Raw genomic sequence first — 22,806 nt, forward strand, 5'->3', positions numbered from 1 at the left:
TGGCGCAAGCATTACGGGTGCAACAGGAACCAACGGCGCCACTGGTGAAACCGGTGCAACAGGAGCCACAGGAGTTACAGGATCCACTGGAGCAACCGGGGGGACTGGTGCAACGGGCACAGCCGGAGTCACTGGAGTCACCGGAGCAAGCATTACGGGCGCAACAGGAGCGACTGGAGCTACAGGTACGTCCGTAACAGGAACCTCAGCTTTTGCTGAAAATACGAGTGGTACGATCCTTGTTCTTTTGGGTGGTACATTGATTCCATTGACAAACAATCAAAACATCGGAACTGGTATTACGGTTAATGGAACTAGCGATACGTTTACTTTAGCGAACACAGGAAGATACTTTATTTCTTACAAAATCAGTTTAACAGCTGCAGCTCTAGTACAATCCCGGGTATTGCTCAATGGTGCATCGATTCCAGCCAGTGTTGTCTCGCCTGCACTTTCCTTGAGTCAATTGCAAACAGAATTTATCGTCTCGGTTACAGCTGGTTCTACAATCCAACTTCAGCTTTTCGGCCTTGTGGCCACGGCTGTACTTGCACCACCAGGTGCAACATTAACAATTATTCAATTAAGTTAACTATCCTTAATCTCACAGAACGTAAAAAAGACGGGAGCATTATGTTCCCGTCTCTTTTTTGTAACATTGTATTAACCGAGCACAATCTCAACAGCTGTATTTAGTTCAGGCAGAGATGTAAGCTGAACCAGCACATCTTTTGGCACTTCTTTATCAACGGTCAGGATCATGATCGCAGCGCCACCAATAATTTTACGTCCAACCTGCATTGATGCGATGTTTACGTCATTTTGACCAAGCAAAGTACCTACACGTCCAATGATACCCGGTTTATCGTTGTGCGAGATCAAAATTTGATGACTTTCGGGTGCGATATCTACAGGGAATTTATCAAGACGAACAATACGTTCGCCGTATCCTGCAAGAAGCGTACCTGCCACGCGGCGTTCTTCAGCATCTTGTGTTGTTACAAGTGTTACGGTGATTAGGTTTGTGAATCCTTTTGTAGCAGAGGTTTGGCTCACAACAACATTCAGATCACGAATTTTGGCCAAGTGCATGGAGTTGACAATGTTGGCTTCTCCGCCCAAATGTCTTGCTAGAATGCCTTTCACAATGTAACGAGTGAGCGGTGATGTATCCACTTCTGACAGGTCACCCGCATAGTCAATGCGAATCTCTTGGACTGCATTTTGAGTGATTTGTGCTGCAAAACTTCCTAGCGTTTCACCCAATTTAAAGTATGGTTGCAGTTTGTTCATGACGGTTGGTGCGACAGCTGGCATATTAACCGCATTTTTAAATGGTTCATTGCGAAGAATGTGAAGAACTTGTTCAGATACGTCAATCGCAACGTTCTCTTGAGCCTCTACGGTTGATGCGCCCAAGTGAGGTGTAACGATAATGCTTGGATGATTCAGGAATGGATGATCTGCTGCTGGTGGTTCACTTTCAAATACGTCGAATGCTGCTCCAGCAACAATTCCTTCATCAATCGCTTCTACAAGCGCCATTTCGTCAACAACACCGCCGCGTGCACAGTTAATAATACGCATGCCTTTTTTCATGACTTCGAATTGCGGACGGGAAATCATATGACGTGTTTCTGGGGTGAGTGGAGTGTGTACAGTCATAAAGTCCGCATTACGGATAATATCATCAACACTTGCCAGCTTGACTTGCAGTTTCTCGGCACGCTCCTCTGTGAGGAACGGGTCATAAGCGAGAATGTCCATGCCGAATGCTTTGGCACGTTTGGCTACTTCGCTGCCGATTCTTCCCATACCGAGTACACCGAGTGTTTTATTTCTTAACTCCACACCGAGGAATGTTTTACGATCCCATGTACCCTGAATCGTTTTGGCATATGCCTGCGGAATGTGTCGTGCCAGTGCCATCATCATGGCAAAAGTGTGCTCACAAGTCGTAATGGTATTACCGTCAGGTGCATTAATGACAATGATACCGCGTTGTGTAGCAGGTTCCAGTTCAATATTATCTACGCCAACTCCTGCGCGTCCAATCACTTTAAGATTGGTGCCAGCCGTCATAATACGTTCAGTAACACGGGTCTGGCTACGAACGAGTAGGGCATCATAATCTCCGATAATGGCAACAAGCTCATCTTCACTTAGTCCGGTTTTCTTCTCGACAACGACATCACTTGCATCCACCAGCTGCTGAATTCCCAGATCACTGATTGGATCTGACACTAACACTTTGTACATGGTTTCTTCCTCCTTAGGTTTGTATATCTATAATCGTCAAGGTTTGTTCTCCGGCAGGAGACGTTCCTTAAAACCAAAGTGATTCTTCCCTCCAACAACGCGGTGCCGTAGCAGAGGAGGAGGGTAAACTAACAGGGTGATTCCACAGGATTCTTTTATCAAAAACAATCAAAAAAACTCTCAATCCACATACTGCTTGCGCAATAAGGGACGAGAGTTGTCGTGGTACCACCCTAATTCACCGCCGTTTCGCAACGACAGTCTTAGCGGTCAATGAAGACCGAAGAGGATAACGGGTCTAAACCGATTGCACCTACTCCAATTTCAATGCAATAACTCAGGAGCGCTCAAGATCATCTGCCTGCCACCGATTTACACCAACCATCGGCTCTCTGAAAGACAAAGCAACGTCTTTTTTCCATCATCGTGTTTGACGTAACTAATTTTTCATAATGTATCATGGCTTACATGAGCATGTCAATAGGCTTAAATGTTTTAATTCCTGACGTTGAAGGCTGTGATTTCCGGACCTTCAGAGAGTGTAATCTATCTACTTAGAATCATTTTTATTGAGATTTAAATGCTTAAACATACTGTTTCGTGAAAGAAAGTTCACTGCATTAATGAAGTAACGTTTTGATGTGATCAACCGGGACTTGGGACAGGTCTTGAACCGGATTGGTTTTTTGGCTATCATTTAGTATACTATCGGATTGGTCAATGAAATTTTTATCAAATAACTTAAGAGGACAGACGCATGCAATGAAAAAAAAGAAATTTCCGAAGTTTAAAATTCAGAAGGCCGAGCCGCATCAATTAACAGAACGTCTGCTCTTGATCAACCTTTACTTTACCCAAGGGCTAACTTTAATCGTAGGGATCGTATGGATTTTGTTGCAGAAAAGGGACCTATTCGAAGTTCTGGCCTTGCCTGATCATCTTCAGTTTTTATGGTGGGGTCTTGGACTCGCTGCGATTATGCTAGTCATGGATTTGGTACTGTCCTATGTTATACCTCAGGAAAGTATGGATGATGGGGGCATTAACGAACTGTTGTTTCGCGGGCGTCCAATCTGGCATATTGTATGTATAGCAGCCTTGGTGGCTGTATGTGAGGAGTTGCTTTTCCGCGGCGCAATTCAACACGCAATTGGTCCATACTGGACAAGTATCTTATTTGCAGTTATTCATATTCGTTATCTGCGCCACTGGATTCCTACAGGATGGGTGTTTGTGTCGAGCTATGGATTGGGCTATATTTATTTGCAGTCAGGCACATTATGGGCACCGATTCTGTGTCATTTTATCATTGACCTAGTATCTGGATTAGCGATACGTTTTCGGAGGGGATCATGAGTCAGCCATTAAGCAGGGTGAAAACATATGGCAGCCAACGTCAGCGTCACTCGGACAATAAAGAGAAAACCGGGCGGAACTCGGCATCACAGACAAGTTTCGTTGCTGAAACGGCAGTTGCTGCCGAAACGGTGGGACTTCCACCAATTACTTCAATTTCTTTACCAAGATCACAACGTGGGTCGAGTGCATCCGCACTGGAAAGTCCGGTATTACCGGAACGAGCGCCTAGTCGCTCCAAGAAAACGGCAAACCAGAAGGAAAGCTCAGTTTCCGAAGCGGGCTCTTTACCCACTCGAACTGAACTTCATCCTTCACGACGTTTGAGATTGAGCAAAAGATTTGTCAATTCACTTATTTTTATTTTCATAATGTTAACCGTTGGTCTGGTATGGTGGGGGATTAAGGGAGCTCCTCCTTTGAACACCTTCCTCCCATTGCCGTGGTAATATTAGTCATTTTATCCTTTCTCGCGTTAGTGGTAGCTTTAATACTTCCCTCTCATATGTGGCGAGAAGCTCATACAACTGTGATTACAGAGGACGAAGTCGAACTTGCGCATCTGCCAGCCTCTTTCAACGGAGCCAGGATTATTTTTTTATCAGATACCCATGCACGATTGTTGAAAACAAAAGAAGTTGAGCAGTTGAAGGGGAAAGCCGATTGGGTACTCATCGGGGGCGATATAGCTGAAGAGGGAATATCCTGGTCGATTGTCAGACAAAATATGAGGCTTTTGTCGAGTTTGGCTCCAACCTATACTGTTTATGGAAATCATGACAAAAAAGCAGGAATGACTCATTTATCTAGACTTTTGGATGATTCGAGCGTGCAACTCCTTCAAGATCAGGATGTTTACTTGCAAAAGGGAACGGAGCATGTCCGGTTGGTCGGATTAGATTATCGTTCGAAACAGGCAGAGAAATTGTTGCGAAATACGAAGGATGGCTGCTCCACAATCGTATTAGTTCACGATCCTTTGGAAGTATTGCGGTTAGACATTGATGTAGATCTGATACTGAGTGGACATACCCATGGGGGACAAATTGTTGTTCCGTTGTTAGGACCTGTATTGCTGAGTAAGGCTTATCGGGCTGTAAAGAGCGGTTGGTTTTCCTTGAAACGTAGCGATGAAGATACTCGTTCAGGAAAATTGCTTGTAAGCCGGGGATTTGGTACAAACCATCTCCCCTTCAGGCTAGGTTGTCCTGCAGAGATACATCTCATCACTTTACGTGTTCCTGCGACAAACAGCCCTGATCAATAAGATCAGGGCTGTTTGTCGCACATTACATTTTTCTCGCAGTGGTGCAGTAGCCCTTGTGTTGGCATCTATTAACGGGACTGCAATTCGATCGCGCGTGGATCAACAAAGGAATAACCCTTCTTCTCAAGCGACGTTAACAACTCGTCCAGAGCATCGACCGTCCAAGGTAATTCATGCATCAGAATATTACTTCCAGGATGAAGCTGATCCAGGACATTCTGGGTCACTTTGTCTGGTCTGTTTTTAGTGCTCTTATCCCAGTCAAGTGAGCCGTTGGACCATGTCATATACAACATTCCCTCTTCTTTGACGGCATCTTTCAATGCATCATTTCCGGAGCCAAAAGGGGGTCTGAAAAACTGAGGTTTTTCCCCGGTGATGTCTTTCACAATCTGTTGAACGTCGGTGACCTGTTTCTTAGCTTCTGAACTTGACATTTTCTTCAAATCTTCATGATCCCAAGCGTGGTTACCGATGATCTGGTTTCGATCACGAATCATTTTCAACAACTTCGGCTGACGTTTGACACGGTCTCCATTTACAAAGAATACGGCTTTGGCGTGATGTTTATCCAAAGTATCCATAAGTGAATTAATCATCTTTTCGTCCTTTGGTCCGTCGTCAAAGGTTAACAAGACCACTTTAGCAGGGCTGGATTCATCATTAGGTTTAATAACATAACTCGAATTCATATGATACGTCTTTTTAACGAGCACTTCCCTTGAGGTTCCGTCCGTGGATGGAATTTTTGGCTTAGTACCGGTTATATTTGTGTCTGTTTTGGGATGAATTTCAGTATCTGTCTCGTTATTTTCAATCTGGGATTCTGCGCTTGGGTTTTCTTCGGTTTTTTTCTCCGTAAGAATGACAGCAGTATCGTCTTTCATATCCTTGGCATCAGATGCAGATTGATTTTGTGCACTGCATGCAGATAGCAATATGCTGGTTATGAGTAACAGCGAGGTAGCGCGTTTCAACATTTTCTCAGCTCACTTTCCTGTATTTATGCGGAATGAGATTGTCTTCTACAGCAAACACTACTTTTGATTTTAACACTTAAAGGAGGTTGGTGTAATGAAGGCGTCATCCTTTTTCTGGGGTATAGTCGTTGGTGTTGCAGCCAGTTCTTGGTTAGCTAAGGGCAGAATGCCCATGTTGTCTTCAGGTTCATCTCGAAACATGGTTGACCAGGCCAAACATAAAATGATGGAAATGACTTTTCCAGGCATGGATAGCTTCAGTAGCAAACCGGATCATCATGGTGAACCGCACAAGTCGGCATCAAAAACCAGCAGAGTGATCTCACCAAAAGAAAAAGAAGAAAACATGAATATGCTTAAAGATTTTATTCGGACGAACCCGGATGTTAAACATGAAGTAGAGCAGATTTTAAGTCAAACCAATACATCAGTACCGGGTTTGTAACCCGTAACATCCATTAAGAATCATCCACAGTCTTGATTTGATGTGGATTGATTCTTTTTTTTGTTGATTTTACTGCGTGCATTTATAGGTATAAAATGATAACATAACTACATAGATTTATTTTCAGCACATATTGTTTTGTGCTTCATAATCTGTTATAAGACTTGCTTATAAAGGGGAGATCCTGTATGAAAATAGAACGACTAAGTCACGATAAGATACGGATTTTCCTGACCTTTGACGATCTGAGCGAGCGCGGAATACAAAAAGAAGATATGTGGCAGGAATTACCGAAGGTACATGAACTGTTCACTGAAATGATGGACCAGGCTTATTCTGAACTTGGCTTTGATGCCACAGGTCCGCTGGCTGTTGAAGTATTCGCACTTCCCGCTCAAGGGATGGTTGTCATTGTTACTCGTGGAAAATATGATCCGCAACAATATGGTTCAGGTCATGAAGATGATCTTCCTGAAGAAGTATATGAAATGGAAGTTACACTGGAGCAAAGTGACTCCATCGTATACGCATTTAAGGATTTTGAGGTGCTGATTGAATCTGCCCATATGTTACGTCAACATGTTACGGATGCGGGGAAACTGTATTCTTATAAAAATAAATGGTTCTTACATTTTGAACCGGATGATGTAGACACCGCCAAACACGCCGCATTGATTGCTTTATTGGCTGAATTTGGAGAAGGTTCTTCGGTCACTCCAGCTGTTATGGAGGAGTATGGAAAGGTCGTTATTCCTGAACAAGCGATTGATGTCATCTGCACACACTTCAAACGTCAGGATTAAACATCGTTATCATCGCGTCACTATTCAGGGGAGGGAATTTCGGTGCTTTTGTTTTCGCTTCTAGCTGCAGCAGTTGCTCCGGGTCTCGCCTTGTTAACATACTTTTATCTTAAAGACCGGTATGATTATGAACCACTTCACATGGTTCTGAGAGTATTTCTCATGGGGATTCTGATCGTTCTGCCCGTGATGATTATTCAGCGAGGCATGATGTTGTGGCTTGGAGATAGTCCCCTTCTCGAATCCATCGTAATCTCGGGCGGAGTTGAGGAGTTTGTTAAATGGTTTGTGATCTACCACATTATCTATAATCACACCGAATTTGACGAGCCATATGACGGAATTTTATATTCCGTTGCGGTATCATTGGGCTTCGCTACAGTGGAAAATGTGCTGTACGCATTTGCAGGCAATGCCTCCGTATCAGGTATGTTTCTAAGGGCCCTTCTGCCTGTATCAGGTCATGCGATGTTTGCCGTTATTATGGGATATTACATGGGCAAAGCCAAATTCATTGATGATACGAAGAAGAAACGGTGGTATCTCAGTCTGTCTCTGATTCTTCCGTTTTTCTGGCACGCATTGTATGATGTTATTATGAATATGATGGTGAATCACTGGCTGTGGTTCATCGCGCCTCTGATGGCGGGTCTGTGGTATGGAGCAATAGGCAAGATTACACGGGCTAACAACCGTTCTCCTTTTCGCTTCGTGAAACGAGAGGGATGAGATTAAATTATAAAAATACGGACACACTGGTGGACATAAAGCGTTTAAAACGCAGACCCTGGTGTGTCTTTTTTGTGTTCTAGAAAACAAGGGTACGACGATATGAAACGGGGATATCAAATGACAAGAATCAAGATTAAAATTAGATGCAAACAATGTGGTGAACGTTTCACGTTAAGAGGCAAGAAAGAACGGGGGCGCATTGATACTGGGTTTAAACAGTGCCTTTGTGATAACAAGGATCAATTTGACATTGAAGAAGAGGGCATGGCGACGAGCTATATGTTGCACTAGTCGGCTATATGTTCGATTAAAGTGAAGTCAACAAGCCTTACTCAAAAAAGTCTTAGCTTCATTCGTTAAAGGCAAATTTCGTTCCGACTGGAAATCGCATGCATAAGAGGACTTTCTTCGACCCACAATAAAGGCAGTGATCAAGGCGTGTCTTGAAATCCACTGAAGTGCATCTTTTACCACCTTTTCGCTCCCTGCTGCGTCACTTTCCCTTGACGTGCCCCGGCACGCCTGCGGTAAACTTCCTGGCTTGGAACGAAAATTCGGCAAAATCTGCTTCCTCCATTGTTTTCAGACACACCCTAGAAGAAAGGAGAATCTACCGTGTATAAACGATTAAGTTCAGTCATGTTTCCGATATTTGCAGTTCTCCTGATCGGCGCACTCGTGTGGGGTTATCAGGAGAATCAGGAGAAGAATGCGATACTGATCAAGGCGGAAAATCAATATCAGCGTGCATTTCACGACCTATCATTCCATATGGATAAATTACATTCGGAGATTGGGAACACGCTTGCTGTACATTCAAGTTCACAGGGGATGCATCGCAAAGGGTTAATGAATGTGTGGAGGCTTACTAGCGAAGCTCAGAATGAAATTAATCAACTGCCACTCGGCATGCTTCCCTTCAATGAGACTGAGGAGTTCCTCTCGCGTATCTCGAAATTTGCGTATCAGGCATCCATGCGTGACCTGACAAATGAGCCACTCAGTAAGAAGGAAATGGGTAATTTAAAGACACTGTATCAAAATTCTTCGGAGATTAAAAATAGTCTGAAAGAAGTTCAACAGAAAGTATTAGCTGATCGTTTGCGCTGGATGGATGCTGAAACCGTTATGGCAACTCAGGAGCAGACAAACGATAATTCCATCGTGGACGGTTTCCGGACCGTAAATAAAAAAGTAAAAGACTACCCGGAGCTGGATTGGGGCCCTTCCGTCTCTAATATGTTCACCAAACGCTCTGTGAAGAAGCTTGGCGGAATGCCTGTTTCCAAAGAGCAGATCCAGGAGAAGGCCGCCAAATTCTCGAATGTGGAAAGTGGTAAGATTCAGGTTCAGGAGAACGGCAAAGGGACGGACTGGGAATCGTATACCGCCACCATCCAGCATGCCAGAAACGGGAAACTGATGATGGATTTCACACGCAACGGTGGGAAGCTTATCTCGTACAGTGACACCAGAACGGTTGGAGCTAAAAAAGTGTCCCGTCAAGAGGCGATGAAACAAGCGGATCAGTTTCTTGTCAATAAAGGATATAAGGATATGAAAGCTGTCAACTACGATGAGTTCGGTAATTTGGCGAACCTCACGTATGTGCACAAGCAAGGAGATACGTTGATTTATCCAGAAAAAATGTCTGTACGTGTAGGTCTGGATACGGGGGAAGTCACCGGTTTTCAGGCAAGCGACTATGTATATGAGCATAACGACAAACGTCAGATTCCAAAAGCAAAGCTTACGGCCGATCAGGCTCGCAAAAAACTGAATTCAGATTTCAAAGAAAATTATGTTCGCAAATCGTTGATCGAGAATGAATACAGCAAAGAAGTGCTTTGTTATGAATTCGGGGGACGAATTAACGGTTCGCGTTACCGGATTTACATTAATGCCGATACAGGAATGGAAGAAGCGGTTGAGGAGATTAAGCCCGTGAATGAAACCTACTAGAAGCGTTTAGCAGAATGTGTATTCTCGAAATTAATCATGCGAAAACAGACCATTTCAATGGTCTGTTTTTTCTTGTTCCATGTGAGAAAGGTCATGGTATAATAGTCCTTGCAGAGACAAAGATAAATACATAAGTGGCGGTGAACCGATTGTTTCCTAAAATAAATGAAGTGTTGTATATCCAGATCGCATCGGCTGACGAAAAAGAGGAACATAAGGAATACAAATCGCGTATCGCAGATACCGATGATGACAGTTTTTTGATTGAAGTTCCGATGCAACAGGGGAACAGTCGTTTAAAAAGACTCTTTTTCGGAGAAGAATTGTCCATATCGTATATGAACGAGAGTGGAGTCCGCCATTATTTTAATACTTACGTAACAGGGTTCGAGGAAGATGTCGTTCGTCTGGTCCGCATTCGAAAACCGCTTCCTGATGAGATTTCCAAAATTCAGCGCCGTAGCTTTCTTCGTGTTCACGCCAGTCTTGAATTGGCGATTCAATGTGAAGACCTTACACGTGCAGTCGTGCTGACTGAAGACATCGGAGGCGGAGGATTGTCCGTATACATCGAGCCTGATGTCAAAGTGCAGGAAGAACAAAAGCTGAAATGCTGGCTATTGGTTCCTTATCGCAATGGGTCAATTGACCATGTTCAATTCGAAGCCGAGGTAGTTCGCATTAAAAAGCTGGAATCGGGCCGTGAGTTAGGTATGCTAAAATTTTCACAGATTACGGATTCAGAACGTCAGAAGGTCATCAAATTTTGTTTTGAACGGCAACTGGATTATCGTATGAAGTAGACGTGTGCAGGCATAAAACAGTATTGTACTGGGCAACGTAAGGCAAAAACGGAGAATGTTGCTATGAAGAAACGCTCTGATGCACGGAGAATTGAACATATTTATTGTATGATGTCAAAACGGTTGGAACGAAGAGCGTTGCTATTCATTGGCTTGCTCCTGATCCTCGTTATTCTCTGTCAATTGTTACTGCTTGTCCCGGATTTGAAGAAAATAATGACAACGATTGACCGGCTAGAAGGTACCCCGGTTCATATGCAAAGTAACAGCAAAGACCGGAATGGCTGATTTGTCTGTTTTTGCATCCATGTGTAGAGTGTGGTATAATTTTCACGATGCAGGCAATGCCTGTTTTTTTATTGAGGTTTATCGTTTGAGGAGGAATGCCCCGTTGGCTAGCCAGAACACATCAGAAGACGGGAAGATGAACGTTGCAATTGACGGACCTGCTGGTGCCGGAAAAAGCACGGTGGCCCGCTTGGTTGCAGAGGAACTCGGATACATTTATGTCGATACAGGCGCAATGTACCGTGCAGTATCCTTGCATATGCTTCGGAAAGATATATCTCCGGAAGATATGACTCAGGTACTTCAGGAAGCTCAAGATTTGGTTATTGATTTACAACCGGATCGGGGTGGACAGAAAGTGTTCTGTAATGGCGAGGATGTTACCTCGGAAATCCGCTCCCGTGAAGTAACGGGAATCGTGTCTCGATATGCGCAAATCGAGGGGCTGCGTACACAATTAGTGGATACTCAGCGGCAAATGGCTTTGCGCAAGGGCGTCGTCATGGATGGGCGCGATATCGGAACGACTGTATTGCCCGATGCGGAAGTGAAAATTTTTATGACTGCCAGTGTGCAGGAGCGCGCACTTCGCCGCTTCAAAGAACTGGAACCATCCGATGGGCTGACGTTGGAGCAACTGGAGCGAGATATTGCAACCCGTGATAAACTGGATGAGAACAGGGAAGTCTCCCCGCTTCGTTGTGCAGAGGACGCGATTGTCCTGGATACAACGAAGATGAATATCCATGAAGTGGTTGACAAAATCGTATCTTATTGCACAATGGTCAGAGGAGAGAGCGGTCTATGATTTACACCTTTTGCAAGACTGTACTGCGGATCATGTATACCATTCTTTTTCGCCTGGAGGCAGTTGGACGGGAAAATATCCCGAAAGACGGCGGTGTACTTTTATGCTCCAATCATATCAGTAACTTTGATCCGCCAACCGTTGGCATCAAAATTCGCCGTCAAGTGAGATTTATGGCTAAAAGCGAATTGTTTGATGTTCCGGTGCTAGGGCCGATTATCAAGGCTGTCGGTGCCTTCCCTGTAAAGCGAGGAGGCGTCAGCAAAGAATCCATCAAAACCTCACTCAATATTTTGCGTGGTGGTGAAGTGCTTGGCATTTTCCCAGCGGGAAGCCGTCACAATGATGGTGGAATTGGTAAAAAAGGAGCAGCGAGTTTTGCTCTCCGCAGCGGTGCTACTGTAATCCCTACTGCTATTATCGGCAACTACAAGCTTTTTCATAAGATGAAAGTAGTATATGGCGCACCGGTCAATTTGGACGAGTTCAAGGAAGACACTTCCGGAGATGCTTTGGAAAGAGCTACCGAGAAAATCATGTCCAAAATTAACGAAATGGTGAATACAGGCGAGCCTAGTAAGTAAGGCAGGTCTACTGTGAGTGCATGTTTCCATATTTTTGAGGAATGCTATGTGAAGTGCATTTGCATGAAAGTGTTTTGAACTCTGCCAAGGCAGGTTTGAATATAATGGGGTTTTTGAATTGAGGAGGGTATTTGACATGTCGGAAGAAATGAAAAATCAAGAAGCAACCCAAGATGAGTTGGATCAATTCGTTTCCTTGAAAAAAGGAGATACTGTAAAAGGAACCATCGTCAAATTGGAAGATAACCAAGCTTATGTAAGCATTGGATATAAATATGACGGTGTTATTCCAATTCGTGAACTGTCTTCGCTTCACGTAGACAGCGCGTCTGAAGCAGTAGAAGTTGGACAAGAAGTTGAAGCTAAAGTTCTTAGCATCGACGACGAGAAAGAAAAACTCGTTCTGTCCAAACGTGCGATCGACAGCGAGAACGCTTGGGAGCAATTGCAAAAGCATTTTGAAGACCAAGATGTGTTCGAAGTTGTTGTAGGTGATGTAGTTAAAGGCGGTTTGGTTGCAGACGTGGGCGTTCGTGGATTTATCCCGGCTTCCATGGTTGAGCGTCATTTCGTTGAAGACTTCAGCGACTACAAAGGCCGCACACTACGTGTTAAAGTGAAAGAGATCGATCGTGAGAACAACAAAGTGATCCTTTCCCAAAAAGACGTTCTGGAGCAAGAATTCGAAGCAAACAAAGTTCAAGTAATGGCTGGTTTGCAAGAAGGTCAAGTCATTGAAGGTACAGTTCAACGCTTGACTCAATTCGGTGCTTTCGTTGATGTAGGCGGAGTTGACGGTTTGGTACACGTATCCGAGCTGGCTTGGACTCACGTTGACAAACCATCCGATGTATTGTCCGAAGGCGACAAAGTAAATGTTAAAGTGCTGAAAGTTGATCCTGAAAAAGGTAAAATCAGCCTGAGCATGAAAGCTGTTCAACCAGGTCCTTGGGAAACAGCTGGTGACAAATTCAACACAAGTGATATCGTAACAGGTGTTGTAAAACGTCTGGTTGATTTCGGTGCATTTGTTGAAATCGCTCCTGGTGTTGAGGGTCTTGTGCATATCTCACAAATTTCCCACAAACACATCGGTACTCCACATGAAGTGCTGAAAGAGGGCCAAGAAGTTCAAGTGAAAATCTTGGACATGAACCCTGCTGAACAACGTGTAAGCTTGAGCATCAAAGAAACAGAAGAAGCTCCTGCTCAACCACAAAAATCAGAGCGCCCAGCAAGAAACAACGCTCCACGTGAAGAAATCAACAATCCGAACGTTTCCTTGAACAATCAAGGTATGAGCACTACGCTCGGCGAACTGTTTGGTGACAAACTCAGCAAATTCAAATAAGTTATACATGCATGGTTCTAAGTTATATACTGCATATTTTGCTGAACAATAAAAGCAAGATCGGCGAGCCCCAGCGGGTTCGCCGATTGTTGTTATTGCGAGAAAATCGTTTCGGTTCGTTACGAAACGTTAGCCAAGCCATAGCTTTTTTGCTATGATGAGTAACGTAAGTATGGACAGGAGGAGTGGAATGTATGGCAAGACCAGTTGTGGCAATTGTCGGCCGACCAAACGTGGGTAAATCCACCATTTTCAATCGGATTATCGGCGACAGACTGGCCATTGTGGAAGATAAGCCGGGCATTACCCGTGACCGGATTTATGGAATCGGTGAATGGAACGGAAAAGCATTTAGTATTATTGATACGGGTGGTATCGAAATTGACGGCGAAGACGTCATTATGAAATCCATTCGCATGCAGGCGGAGCTTGCGATTGAAGAAGCAGATGTAATTGTGTTTATGTGTGATGCCAAGGCGGGTATTACGCAATCGGACGAAGAAGTTGCTGAGATGCTTTATCGCTCAGGTAAACCGATCGTGGTAGCCGTGAACAAAGTGGATAACATTGGGCGCAGTGAGCTGATTTATGAGTTTTATGGCTTCGGTTTTGGTGATCCGATCGGGGTATCTGGCAGTCACGGTACGGGAATTGGTGACTTGCTTGATGCGATTGTGGAGAAATTGCCTGAACTTGAGGAAGAGACATACGATGAGGATGTAATTCGTGTAGCTCTGATCGGCCGACCTAATGTGGGTAAATCTTCACTTGTGAACGCCATCCTGGGTGAGGAACGTGTTATTGTGAGTGATGTAGCCGGTACAACACGTGATGCAATTGACACTCCTTTTGAAAAAGACGGGCAACGTTACGTGCTGATTGATACGGCGGGTATGCGGAAGCGCGGTAAAGTATATGAAACGACGGAGAAGTACAGCGTAATGCGTGCGATGCGTGCTATTGAGCGTGCGGACGTTGTTCTGATTGTTATCAACGGTCAAGAAGGCATTATTGAACAGGACAAGCACATTGCCGGTTATGCGTATGAAGCGGGTAAAGCTTCATTGTTCGTGGTAAACAAGTGGGATGTTGTAGAGAAAACGGATAAAACGATGAAGGAATTCGAGACGAAAATTCGGGATCATTTCCTCTTTATGACCTATGCTCCGGTTGTCTTTTTGTCCGCACTGACAAAACAACGCTTACAAAAATTGTTGCCAGTGGTACAGCGTGTAGCAGAACAGCATTCTTTGCGTGTTCAGACACATCTGCTTAATGATGTGGTATCGGATGCTGTAGCCATTAATCCACCGCCAACCGATAAAGGGCGGAGAATGAGAATTAACTATGTGACTCAGGTTGCGGTCAAACCGCCGACTATGGTTATCTTTGTTAACGACCCTGAATTGATGCACTTCTCGTATGAGCGTTACCTGGAGAATAAAATCCGTGCAGCGTTTGATTTTGAAGGCACACCAATTCGCATATTTACTCGGAGGAAGTCCGACGAAGGTTAGGGGAGAAGTTTGTGATTTTATCCATCGCAGCTATTGTACTGAGCTACCTGCTTGGTTCGATCAGTTTTAGTGTTCTTCTTACAAAAGCAATACGGGGGATTGATATACGTCAACACGGAAGCGGTAATGCCGGGGCAACGAATACGCTGCGTATTCTGGGTAAAGGGCCGGCTATCGCAGTTCTGCTACTTGATGTAATCAAAGGTATTGCTGCAGTATGGATTGGCATATGGTTAAGTAACGGGTCTCCATGGATTGCTGCATTCAGCGGTATTGCTGCCATCGCAGGTCATAACTGGCCCCTTTATTTCAATTTTCGCGGAGGCAAAGGCATTGCTACTGCGATTGGAGTACTGGTAAGCTTGGCTTTCCTGCCTGCGCTTTATGCCGGGATCATCGCCATCCTGTCCATCGTTCTGACACGTTATGTTTCACTCGGCTCTTTAATTTTTGTAGCACTGACTCCTGTTTTCATCTTGATCCTGCCTGGGTATTCAATGAGTATCTTTTGGGGCAGTCTGATTATTTGTCTGTTTGCATTCTGGAGACATCGTACGAATATTGCGAAGCTCGCCAAAGGACAGGAAAATAAATTGGGATCAAAGAACCCTGGAGGGGGGAAACGCGTTGTCTAAAAAAGTTGCCGTACTGGTCGCAGGCAGTTGGGGAACTGCCTTGGCCAGTGTCCTCGCCGCGAACGAACTGGATGTGGTGATGTGGACACGTAGCGAAGAACAAGCAACGGAGATTAATACCCAGCACACGAATACACGTTATCTACCGGGTGCAGAGCTGTCTCCTCGCATTCGCGCAACCAGCGATATGGAAGCTGCGGTTGCAGATGCGGCGGCTGTGTTAATTGTAGCGCCTTCGTCTGCGATGCGTGCGGTTACACATCAGTTTAAACCTTTCTATACACCCGATATGCTGATTATTCATGCAACGAAGGGCTTTGAAACGGAAAGTTTGAAACGGATGTCTACCGTGATCTCTGAAGAGCTTGAATGTGAAGAAGGACAGATTGTTGTATTGTCTGGTCCAAGTCATGCTGAGGAAGTGGTGAAGCGCTGTCCAACCACCGTGGTTGTAGCTTCATTGGATAAAACATCTGCGGAGGCAGTTCAGGGATTGTTTATGAATGCCTATTTTCGTGTGTACACAAACCGGGATATGCTCGGAGTTGAGCTAGCGGGGGCTTTCAAAAATATCATCGCGCTCGGGGCAGGCATGTCGGATGGTCTGCAGTTTGGTGATAATGCCAAGGCGGCGTTGTTAACCCGCGGACTTGCCGAGATTACTCGAATCGGTGTTGAGATGGGAGCTAATCCATTAACATTTTCTGGACTAGCGGGAATCGGTGACCTCGTTGTCACAGCTACAAGTCAGCACAGTCGGAACTGGAGAGCCGGATCTATGCTGGGGCAGGGACAGAAGCTGGATGATGTGTTGCAGTCCATGGGCATGGTGGTTGAAGGTATTCGAACTACTCAGGCCGCCTATTTTATATCCCAAAAATACGGTGTTCAGATGCCAATTGCGGATCAATTGTACCATGTGTTATTTCAGAATCGGCAGCCACGTGATGCCGTTGAAGCCTTGATGGGACGTGATCCGAAAACGGAGATGGAAGTAATGAAGCTGGAAACTTGGGAGCAATGGCATTCCTGAGTTGATGGTTTAAATATCGTTACAATGGCCTAGTTTAAAATGATGCAGCTTAATCACCTTTTCCCCGGCACACTCATATTATACACATGAGTATTGCCGGAGGAGGGGAGACGAATGGGTAACAACATTTCGAAAGAAGCGCTGAAAGCCATCAACAAAAAGACAGGCAAAACGATCACTGAAGGAGCTGTCAAAAAGCTGGCAAGCACAGTGAAACCAACAACGATGCAGAATGAGGCTCAGTTGCGCCAGTTGATTAAACAAGTATCCGCCATGGCGAAAATACCGGTATCTGAGGATACGGTTCAGGATATTGTGAGTGCAGTCAAGAAGAGTGGGCTGAATCCAAGCAATATGGAATCGTTAATGAAGATGATGATAAAAAAATAATAGTTCGTTGCCTGCTCACGCAGGAATCGAGCATGACGAAAGCAAGCCAGCAGATGCTGGCTTGCTTTTTTGTCTTTTTATAGGAAAAATACGTTCGATTTCATGTTATAATGATTGCAATTGTCACAATTTCGTGATGAATATAGGATTGAAGGGGAGACTGCTGGTTTATGAGCGCAATGGACAAGATGTGGCTGTCATTAGTTGCCATCCTCATTATGGGATTATCTGTATTTTTGATTACATTTGCTCGTGCCAAAACAAAAGGATTCGTGCGGGGGATTCTTTCAATTATTGCATTTTTAATTATGCTCATCGGATTTTTTGGTGGAATCGCTTCTCTGACCTAAATTCCCTCATGGGAGAGAGAACATCCGCATAAGCGCATCATAAGAACGGACACAATGAAAAGACGGATGGGAGGAGTGTGTAGCTATGGAACCGCAAGAAACGGGGGATTGGACTGCGCGATATCCGGAATTACACAAGGCTTTACTGGATACGGCAAAAGCCTGGGATCGTCAGCCTTATTCCTGGTTACTAGGTGGTAGTTGCGGTTTACTGCTTCAAGGGGTCGAGTTGCAACAAGCACCTCGAGATATAGATGTGTATGCTGATATTGCTGATGCCAAAAAGCTACATATCTGTGCTCCCGGGAACAAGCTTGATGAGCCTGCAATAGACAAAACGGGGCCTTATGCTTCCCTGCTGAGTCATTACCAGGTGGGTGCATGCTCACTGGAACTGGTAGGCGGCTTTGAAGTATGGGCTCGCGAAAGTTGGTATCGTATCCAGATCGAACATGTGCTAGCTCTTTATGCTTCCGAGACTCAGGTGGACGCATACCGGTTGCGACTAATGCCGCTTGCGCATGAATTGCTTTTTAATCTGCTTCGCGGACGTGAAGATCGTTATGTCCCCATCGCAGCGCGAATTCGTCTAGAGCCTGAGGTTCATCGACCTGCGATGATTGCGTTAAGTCAACATAACATATGGGGATCTCGTTTCAGATCAGAAGTGGAAGAACTGGTCGGGTTTTCTTGGTCGGATCAAGCTGGGGAGGAACGATGATGCAAGAGATGATTACATTTTTACCGATGAACAAATCCATCAAAGTTCAGCCCGGCACAACCCTTTTACAAGCTGCGCGTCGGGCTGGTGTTCGAATATCAACCCGGTGCGAGGGCAAAGCGGCATGTCTGATGTGCAAAGTTAACGTGGCGCCGGAGGAGCGGCATGCACTGCTTCCACCTACGGATGCGGAGAGACGGAAGCTCGGACTAATGCTTGACGATGGAACAAGACTCTCGTGTCAGGCGAAAGTATCCGGACAACTGACCGTGCAGGTTCCGGAAGATCCGCTGAAAGCCGCCATAAGGAAACACCTTGAGCGTCAGCAGCAAGATGATGACTGGTTCGCATAATAACAAGAAGTGAAAATCGAATGTCAAGCTATGTTTTGAATGTTTAAGGAGGGTCCGAATGAATAAAAAGAAGAATAAAACTGCGGAAGGAAGACATCCCTTGGATTTGTTACAGCAGATGAAGTGTCTGTCTTTACTTCTTCTGCTCATGCTGACAATGAGTGGTTGCTTGTATCCTTCTCAGAGTAATTCTGATCCCAAAACAGCTTATCGCGAAAGTGTAAACCGTATTCAGAGTGCGATTGAAGCGTTTCAAAAGGACGAGGGCATACTGCCAATTCTGAACGCGGACGCGGATACGCCGAAGTATGAAAAGTTTAGAGTAGACCTGTCTAAATTGAAGCAGCTGGGTTATCTTGATGATATACCTGGAACGGCCTTTGAGAATGGTGGTAGCGCTTACTTTTTGATACAAAATGAGGAAGTGAAACCGACAGTGAAAGTGATGGATCTTCAGACGGTGCAGAAAGTAAATGATGTGCAACGCATGGTGGATCAGTACAAATCTGTACATAATCAACAACTGCCTGCGGGTGAAAAGTTATATCCTGGCTTCCATGCGGTGGATATGAACTTAGCGGCACAGCCGGGATCTCCTTCAATTACGCTAAAAAGTGTATATTCGGGTCAGGAACTGCCTTTTATGATGAATGAACAGGGTACAGTGTTTGTGGATTATGCTTTTGATATTATGCAGGCATTGGAAAAAACAGATGGTTCATCCGATGATGAGCATGCTGTCTCTGATGACCCGGATTTACGTAATCATTTGCTTACACACTCCTATTTCGTACCTGTAAAATCTGTTCCATATACGCTGGAGAATAATACACCTGTCGCACAGATCGTTCAAAACCAAAGTAAGTAAGTGAAGAACAGACATATACTATTAAGTAAAAGTACAATTTCAAGGCTCTACAGAATCCCGAAAGAGATATGCCGCGTTCCGTGGTGTGTCTCTTTTTTTGTGAAAAGAATAGGGTTCAAGATGTGAGAGGTGTCATAAACAGAGAGGGGTTCTCATAAAGTAGATTGAAATAAAGACGCACAGTCCGGGATCGGAGGATGTTCTTCATGTCACCATCATGAGATAAAAAAACAAAAAAACACGTCATATTGCCGCATACAGGTACATAAGATGATACTAGTCCAATTGCATGTACGAGTTAACGCCGCTCTCGCCGGTTTCATCAGAATGCAACGTTCGGCGGCGGACGACTTCCGGGCACTCACAAAGGCGGCTCTACCGTTGCAGGGATTTCAGTCTTCTGATTGAAAAAACGAAGCGGATGCTCTTTAGCATTTTTCCTTCGGAGTAATTTAAGGAGGGGATTTCATTGGAGAAAGTGGACATTTTTAAGGACATAGCTGAGCGGACCGGAGGGGATATTTATCTCGGGGTTGTCGGCGCAGTCCGGACGGGGAAATCAACATTTATTAAACGATTCATGGAAACGATCGTATTGCCGAACATCGCAAGTGAGGCTGATCGCGCCCGTGCAGTGGATGAACTTCCACAAAGTGCAGCAGGTAAAACGATCATGACAACCGAGCCCAAATTTGTACCGAATAATGCAGTTCAGATCAAAGTGGCTGAAGGACTGGATGTCAATGTACGTTTGGTGGATTGTGTGGGTTACGCCGTGGAAGGCGCAAAGGGATACGAGGATGAAAATGGTCCGCGTATGATCTCCACACCTTGGTTCGAGGAGCCGATTCCATTCCAGGAAGCAGCCGAGATTGGTACCCGAAAAGTCATACAGGAGCACTCCACGCTTGGTGTGGTGGTCACAACAGACGGAACCATTGCCGAAATCGCTCGCAGTTCTTATGTGGAATCAGAAGAACGAGTGATTGCAGAGTTGAAAGAAGTGGGTAAACCGTTCGTTCTGGTCATCAACTCCACCCGGCCTCGTAGTGAAGAAGCGTTGCAACTTCGGAGCGAGCTGGCTGCCAAGTACGATATTCCGGTCATGACGCTAAGTGCTGCGACGATGACGGAAGATGATGTCACTGGTGTACTCCGTGAAGTATTATATGAGTTCCCTGTGCATGAAGTGAATGTGAACCTCCCGAGCTGGGTTATGGTGCTGAATGACACACACTGGCTTCGTAACAACTATGAGAATTCGGTACGGGATACGGTAAAAGATATTCGCAGGTTGCGCGACGTGGATCGGGTCGTGTCACAATTCATGGAATATGAATTTATCGACCGTGCGGGTCTTAGTGGTATGAATATGGGGCAAGGTGTAGCAGAGATAGATCTCTACGCGCCGGATGAGTTATATGACCAGATTCTCGTGGAAGTTGTGGGGATTGAAATCAGGGGCAAGGATCATCTGTTGCAACTGATGCAGGAGTTCTCCCATGCGAAGAGAGAATATGACCGCTTCGCAGAGGCGCTCGAAATGGTCAAAACAACAGGTTATGGTATTGCTGCTCCTTCACTTGCCGAGATGGCGCTGGATGAACCGGAACTGATTCGTCAGGGCACGAAATTCGGCGTTCGCCTGAAAGCGACGGCACCGTCCATCCATATGATTCGGGTCGATGTGGAGTCGGAGTTCGCACCGATTATCGGTACGGAGAAACAGAGCGAGGAACTGGTGAGATATCTGATGCAGGATTTCGAGAACGATCCGATCAAGGTATGGGATTCAGATATGTTTGGTCGCTCTTTACACTCCATTGTGCGTGAAGGCATTCAGGGTAAAATCGCGATGATGCCGGATAATGCAAGATATAAACTGCAAGAGACACTGGGTAGAATCATTAACGAAGGATCAGGTGGATTGATCGCCATCATACTTTAATTGTTCAAAAGACCGTGAGGCTTGATCTCATGGTCTTTTTCTTTGGATTTATTTCTTGAATATGGATGAAATGGATGTGAAAATAATTTATTTTTGAAAAATGTAGTAAGTTTCAGCTTTAAATCACTAAAACCTATTTACATACTGGGGATTAGTCGTTATATTAATAAACAACTATTGTGATTGAAGTCACAGCGAGCGAAACAGGGGGAGAACGAGATGAAGAAAAGAAATTTCAAATGGGTTGGGTTAAGCGTTTTACTCGTATTGGTACTGGCGTTGTCAGCTTGCGGAATTAAAAAAGAACCAGCGGCCTCTTCTGCATCAGGATCAGCAGGTGAAGCACCGAAGTCGGAAGCCGTTACAGGACCTTTAAGCGGTAAACGGGTTGCGCTAATTATGGAATTTAATACAGGGACATTTTCACAGCAGTATGTACAAGGAGTGAAAGAGGAAATCGCCAAATTCGGCGGTGAACTCACCACCTTTGTTGCAGATAACGATAAAGCCAAAATGGTATCGTTGCTTGACAGTGCAATCAACCAAAAATTTGATGTCATTTTGACAGACCACGGTGACTCGCTCCTGGAACCAGGGGTGAAAAAAGCGGTTGAACAAAAGATTCCAGTCGTTGTATTTGATGCAGCGATCAGTGTGCCGGGCGCTACGGTGTTGTCACAAGATGACCAGAAGATGGCTGAACTAACACTGGAACAGATGAAAAAGGATATCAATGGTAAAGGTAACATCGTGAAAGTCTGGGTGGCCGGTTTTGCTCCAATGGAACGTCGCCAGATTGCTTACGGAGCATTCTTGAAAGCCAATCCGGAGATCAAAGAAATTGCGACATTTGGTTCTGCTCAGAACCCGGCGCTGGACACGCAAGCCAAAATGGAGGCCATCCTGAAACAATATCCAAAAGGTGAAATTACAGCGGTTTGGGCCGCGTGGGACGAGTTTGCAAAAGGTGCGGCGCGTGCCATTCAGCAAGCAGGGCGTGATGAGATTAAGGTGTATGGAATTGACATGAGTGATGAAGATCTGCAAATGATTCAGGACCCTAAAAATCCTTGGGTTGCTTCCGCGGCTGTAGACCCAACAGACATTGGACGTGTACAAGTTCGATATGCATACCAGAAGTTGCATGGGGACCAAACTGAAGATGCGGTTGTTCTTAATCCGGTGTACGTACAACGCGAGGCTTTGCCTGATAAACAAATCTCCACATCTGAGCTGTCTGAGTACGTAAAAGGCTGGGGAGGCAGTACTCAAGGGATTAAGGACTGGATGAGCGAGTACGGGATCACTGCGAAGTAAGCAGCGTTAGAAGCACGCCGCGAGGCGTGCTTTTTT

At 45.0% G+C, this 22,806-nt stretch carries 25 protein-coding genes and 1 other annotated feature; of the genes, 22 read left to right on the plus strand and 3 right to left on the minus strand.

What is annotated here, in order from left to right; genetic code table 11:
* Nucleotides 1-592, plus strand: a 592-nt coding sequence (locus H7T88_RS08815; protein ID WP_221788168.1) for a BclA C-terminal domain-containing protein, incomplete at its 5' end; no start/stop codon positions are given.
* A 71-nt stretch (nucleotides 593-663) separates the two neighbouring features.
* Here the strand turns inward: H7T88_RS08815 and serA are convergent.
* Nucleotides 664-2,259: a phosphoglycerate dehydrogenase gene (gene serA / locus H7T88_RS08820; protein WP_090917287.1), complete on the minus strand. Its 1,596-nt coding sequence runs from the start codon at nucleotides 2,257-2,259 to the stop codon at nucleotides 664-666.
* 203 nt (nucleotides 2,260-2,462) lie between these two features.
* Nucleotides 2,463-2,693: a binding site (T-box leader), on the minus strand.
* 328 nt (nucleotides 2,694-3,021) lie between these two features.
* Here serA and H7T88_RS08825 point away from each other — a divergent pair.
* On the plus strand, nucleotides 3,022-3,615 hold the full coding sequence (locus tag H7T88_RS08825; RefSeq protein WP_221788169.1) for a CPBP family intramembrane glutamic endopeptidase: 594 nt from the start codon (nucleotides 3,022-3,024) through the stop codon (nucleotides 3,613-3,615).
* A gap of 46 nt (nucleotides 3,616-3,661) precedes the next feature.
* Here the strand turns inward: H7T88_RS08825 and H7T88_RS08830 are convergent, their stop codons facing one another.
* Complete coding sequence (locus H7T88_RS08830) at nucleotides 3,662-3,910, minus strand: hypothetical protein (protein WP_221788171.1); 249 nt, start codon at nucleotides 3,908-3,910, stop codon at nucleotides 3,662-3,664.
* Between the two features lie 147 nt (nucleotides 3,911-4,057).
* Between H7T88_RS08830 and H7T88_RS08835 the strand changes: the two genes are divergently transcribed.
* Nucleotides 4,058-4,882: a metallophosphoesterase gene (locus tag H7T88_RS08835; RefSeq protein ID WP_221788172.1), complete on the plus strand. Its 825-nt coding sequence runs from the start codon at nucleotides 4,058-4,060 to the stop codon at nucleotides 4,880-4,882.
* 68 nt (nucleotides 4,883-4,950) lie between these two features.
* On the opposite strand, the gene H7T88_RS08840 is transcribed toward H7T88_RS08835, so the two are convergent.
* A complete protein-coding gene (locus H7T88_RS08840; RefSeq protein ID WP_221788173.1) occupies nucleotides 4,951-5,862 on the minus strand; it encodes a polysaccharide deacetylase family protein in 912 nt (303 codons plus the stop codon).
* A gap of 94 nt (nucleotides 5,863-5,956) precedes the next feature.
* On the opposite strand from H7T88_RS08840, the gene H7T88_RS08845 reads away from it, so the two are divergent.
* The 19 genes from H7T88_RS08845 to H7T88_RS08935 all read left to right on the plus strand — a co-directional run bounded on the left by H7T88_RS08845 (nucleotide 5,957) and on the right by H7T88_RS08935 (nucleotide 22,770).
* Complete coding sequence (locus H7T88_RS08845; protein WP_090917276.1) at nucleotides 5,957-6,307, plus strand: hypothetical protein; 351 nt, start codon at nucleotides 5,957-5,959, stop codon at nucleotides 6,305-6,307.
* A 188-nt stretch (nucleotides 6,308-6,495) separates the two neighbouring features.
* The gene (locus H7T88_RS08850) at nucleotides 6,496-7,110 is read left to right on the plus strand and encodes a genetic competence negative regulator (protein ID WP_154890631.1); all 615 of its coding nucleotides are present in this window, start codon (nucleotides 6,496-6,498) and stop codon (nucleotides 7,108-7,110) included.
* Between the two features lie 42 nt (nucleotides 7,111-7,152).
* Nucleotides 7,153-7,839 (plus strand): glutamic-type intramembrane protease PrsW, encoded by a 687-nt coding sequence (gene prsW, locus H7T88_RS08855; RefSeq protein ID WP_090917272.1) that lies wholly within the window; start codon nucleotides 7,153-7,155, stop codon nucleotides 7,837-7,839.
* Nucleotides 7,840-8,457: 618 nt separating this feature from the next.
* A complete protein-coding gene (gene ypeB, locus H7T88_RS08860) occupies nucleotides 8,458-9,804 on the plus strand; it encodes a germination protein YpeB (protein WP_154890630.1) in 1,347 nt (448 codons plus the stop codon).
* 149 nt (nucleotides 9,805-9,953) lie between these two features.
* Nucleotides 9,954-10,607, plus strand: a complete 654-nt coding sequence (locus H7T88_RS08865) for a flagellar brake protein (protein WP_154890629.1) — start codon at nucleotides 9,954-9,956, stop codon at nucleotides 10,605-10,607.
* Between the two features lie 63 nt (nucleotides 10,608-10,670).
* Nucleotides 10,671-10,895: a hypothetical protein gene (locus tag H7T88_RS08870; RefSeq protein ID WP_090917264.1), complete on the plus strand. Its 225-nt coding sequence runs from the start codon at nucleotides 10,671-10,673 to the stop codon at nucleotides 10,893-10,895.
* 103 nt (nucleotides 10,896-10,998) lie between these two features.
* On the plus strand, nucleotides 10,999-11,703 hold the full coding sequence (gene cmk / locus H7T88_RS08875) for a (d)CMP kinase (protein WP_090917262.1): 705 nt from the start codon (nucleotides 10,999-11,001) through the stop codon (nucleotides 11,701-11,703).
* Nucleotides 11,700-12,287 carry a lysophospholipid acyltransferase family protein gene (locus H7T88_RS08880; protein WP_221788174.1) on the plus strand — a complete coding sequence of 196 codons (588 nt, stop codon included), beginning with the start codon at nucleotides 11,700-11,702 and terminating at the stop codon, nucleotides 12,285-12,287. The genes cmk and H7T88_RS08880 overlap by 4 nt, the downstream gene beginning before the upstream one ends.
* A 136-nt stretch (nucleotides 12,288-12,423) precedes the next feature.
* Nucleotides 12,424-13,638, plus strand: coding sequence for a 30S ribosomal protein S1 (rpsA, locus tag H7T88_RS08885; RefSeq protein ID WP_090917258.1), 1,215 nt, complete (start codon nucleotides 12,424-12,426; stop codon nucleotides 13,636-13,638).
* A 194-nt stretch (nucleotides 13,639-13,832) separates the two neighbouring features.
* Nucleotides 13,833-15,155, plus strand: a complete 1,323-nt coding sequence (gene der / locus H7T88_RS08890) for a ribosome biogenesis GTPase Der (protein WP_090917256.1) — start codon at nucleotides 13,833-13,835, stop codon at nucleotides 15,153-15,155.
* 11 nt (nucleotides 15,156-15,166) lie between these two features.
* Nucleotides 15,167-15,790, plus strand: a complete 624-nt coding sequence (gene plsY, locus H7T88_RS08895; RefSeq protein WP_221788175.1) for a glycerol-3-phosphate 1-O-acyltransferase PlsY — start codon at nucleotides 15,167-15,169, stop codon at nucleotides 15,788-15,790.
* A complete protein-coding gene (locus H7T88_RS08900) occupies nucleotides 15,783-16,823 on the plus strand; it encodes an NAD(P)H-dependent glycerol-3-phosphate dehydrogenase (RefSeq protein ID WP_090917252.1) in 1,041 nt (346 codons plus the stop codon). Before plsY ends, H7T88_RS08900 begins: the two co-directional genes overlap by 8 nt.
* 114 nt (nucleotides 16,824-16,937) lie before the next feature.
* Entirely contained in the window at nucleotides 16,938-17,213 is a 276-nt protein-coding gene (locus H7T88_RS08905) for a stage VI sporulation protein F (protein ID WP_090917250.1), read from the plus strand.
* A 170-nt stretch (nucleotides 17,214-17,383) separates the two neighbouring features.
* On the plus strand, nucleotides 17,384-17,563 hold the full coding sequence (locus H7T88_RS08910) for a DUF2768 family protein (protein ID WP_090917248.1): 180 nt from the start codon (nucleotides 17,384-17,386) through the stop codon (nucleotides 17,561-17,563).
* 85 nt (nucleotides 17,564-17,648) lie between these two features.
* Complete coding sequence (locus H7T88_RS08915; protein ID WP_221788176.1) at nucleotides 17,649-18,284, plus strand: hypothetical protein; 636 nt, start codon at nucleotides 17,649-17,651, stop codon at nucleotides 18,282-18,284.
* Complete coding sequence (locus H7T88_RS08920) at nucleotides 18,284-18,637, plus strand: 2Fe-2S iron-sulfur cluster-binding protein (protein ID WP_221788278.1); 354 nt, start codon at nucleotides 18,284-18,286, stop codon at nucleotides 18,635-18,637. The genes H7T88_RS08915 and H7T88_RS08920 overlap by 1 nt, the downstream gene beginning before the upstream one ends.
* Nucleotides 18,638-18,695: 58 nt before the next feature.
* Nucleotides 18,696-19,505 (plus strand): YphF family lipoprotein, encoded by an 810-nt coding sequence (locus H7T88_RS08925; protein ID WP_253493331.1) that lies wholly within the window; start codon nucleotides 18,696-18,698, stop codon nucleotides 19,503-19,505.
* Between the two features lie 469 nt (nucleotides 19,506-19,974).
* Entirely contained in the window at nucleotides 19,975-21,453 is a 1,479-nt protein-coding gene (gene spoIVA / locus H7T88_RS08930; RefSeq protein ID WP_090917242.1) for a stage IV sporulation protein A, read from the plus strand.
* A gap of 219 nt (nucleotides 21,454-21,672) precedes the next feature.
* Nucleotides 21,673-22,770, plus strand: coding sequence for a sugar ABC transporter substrate-binding protein (locus H7T88_RS08935; RefSeq protein WP_221788177.1), 1,098 nt, complete (start codon nucleotides 21,673-21,675; stop codon nucleotides 22,768-22,770).
* Nucleotides 22,771-22,806: the final 36 nt, after the last annotated feature.

The sequence above is a fragment of the Paenibacillus cucumis (ex Kampfer et al. 2016) genome, from assembly GCF_019748695.1.
Taxonomy (GTDB): Bacteria; Bacillota; Bacilli; order Paenibacillales; family Paenibacillaceae; genus Paenibacillus; species Paenibacillus polysaccharolyticus.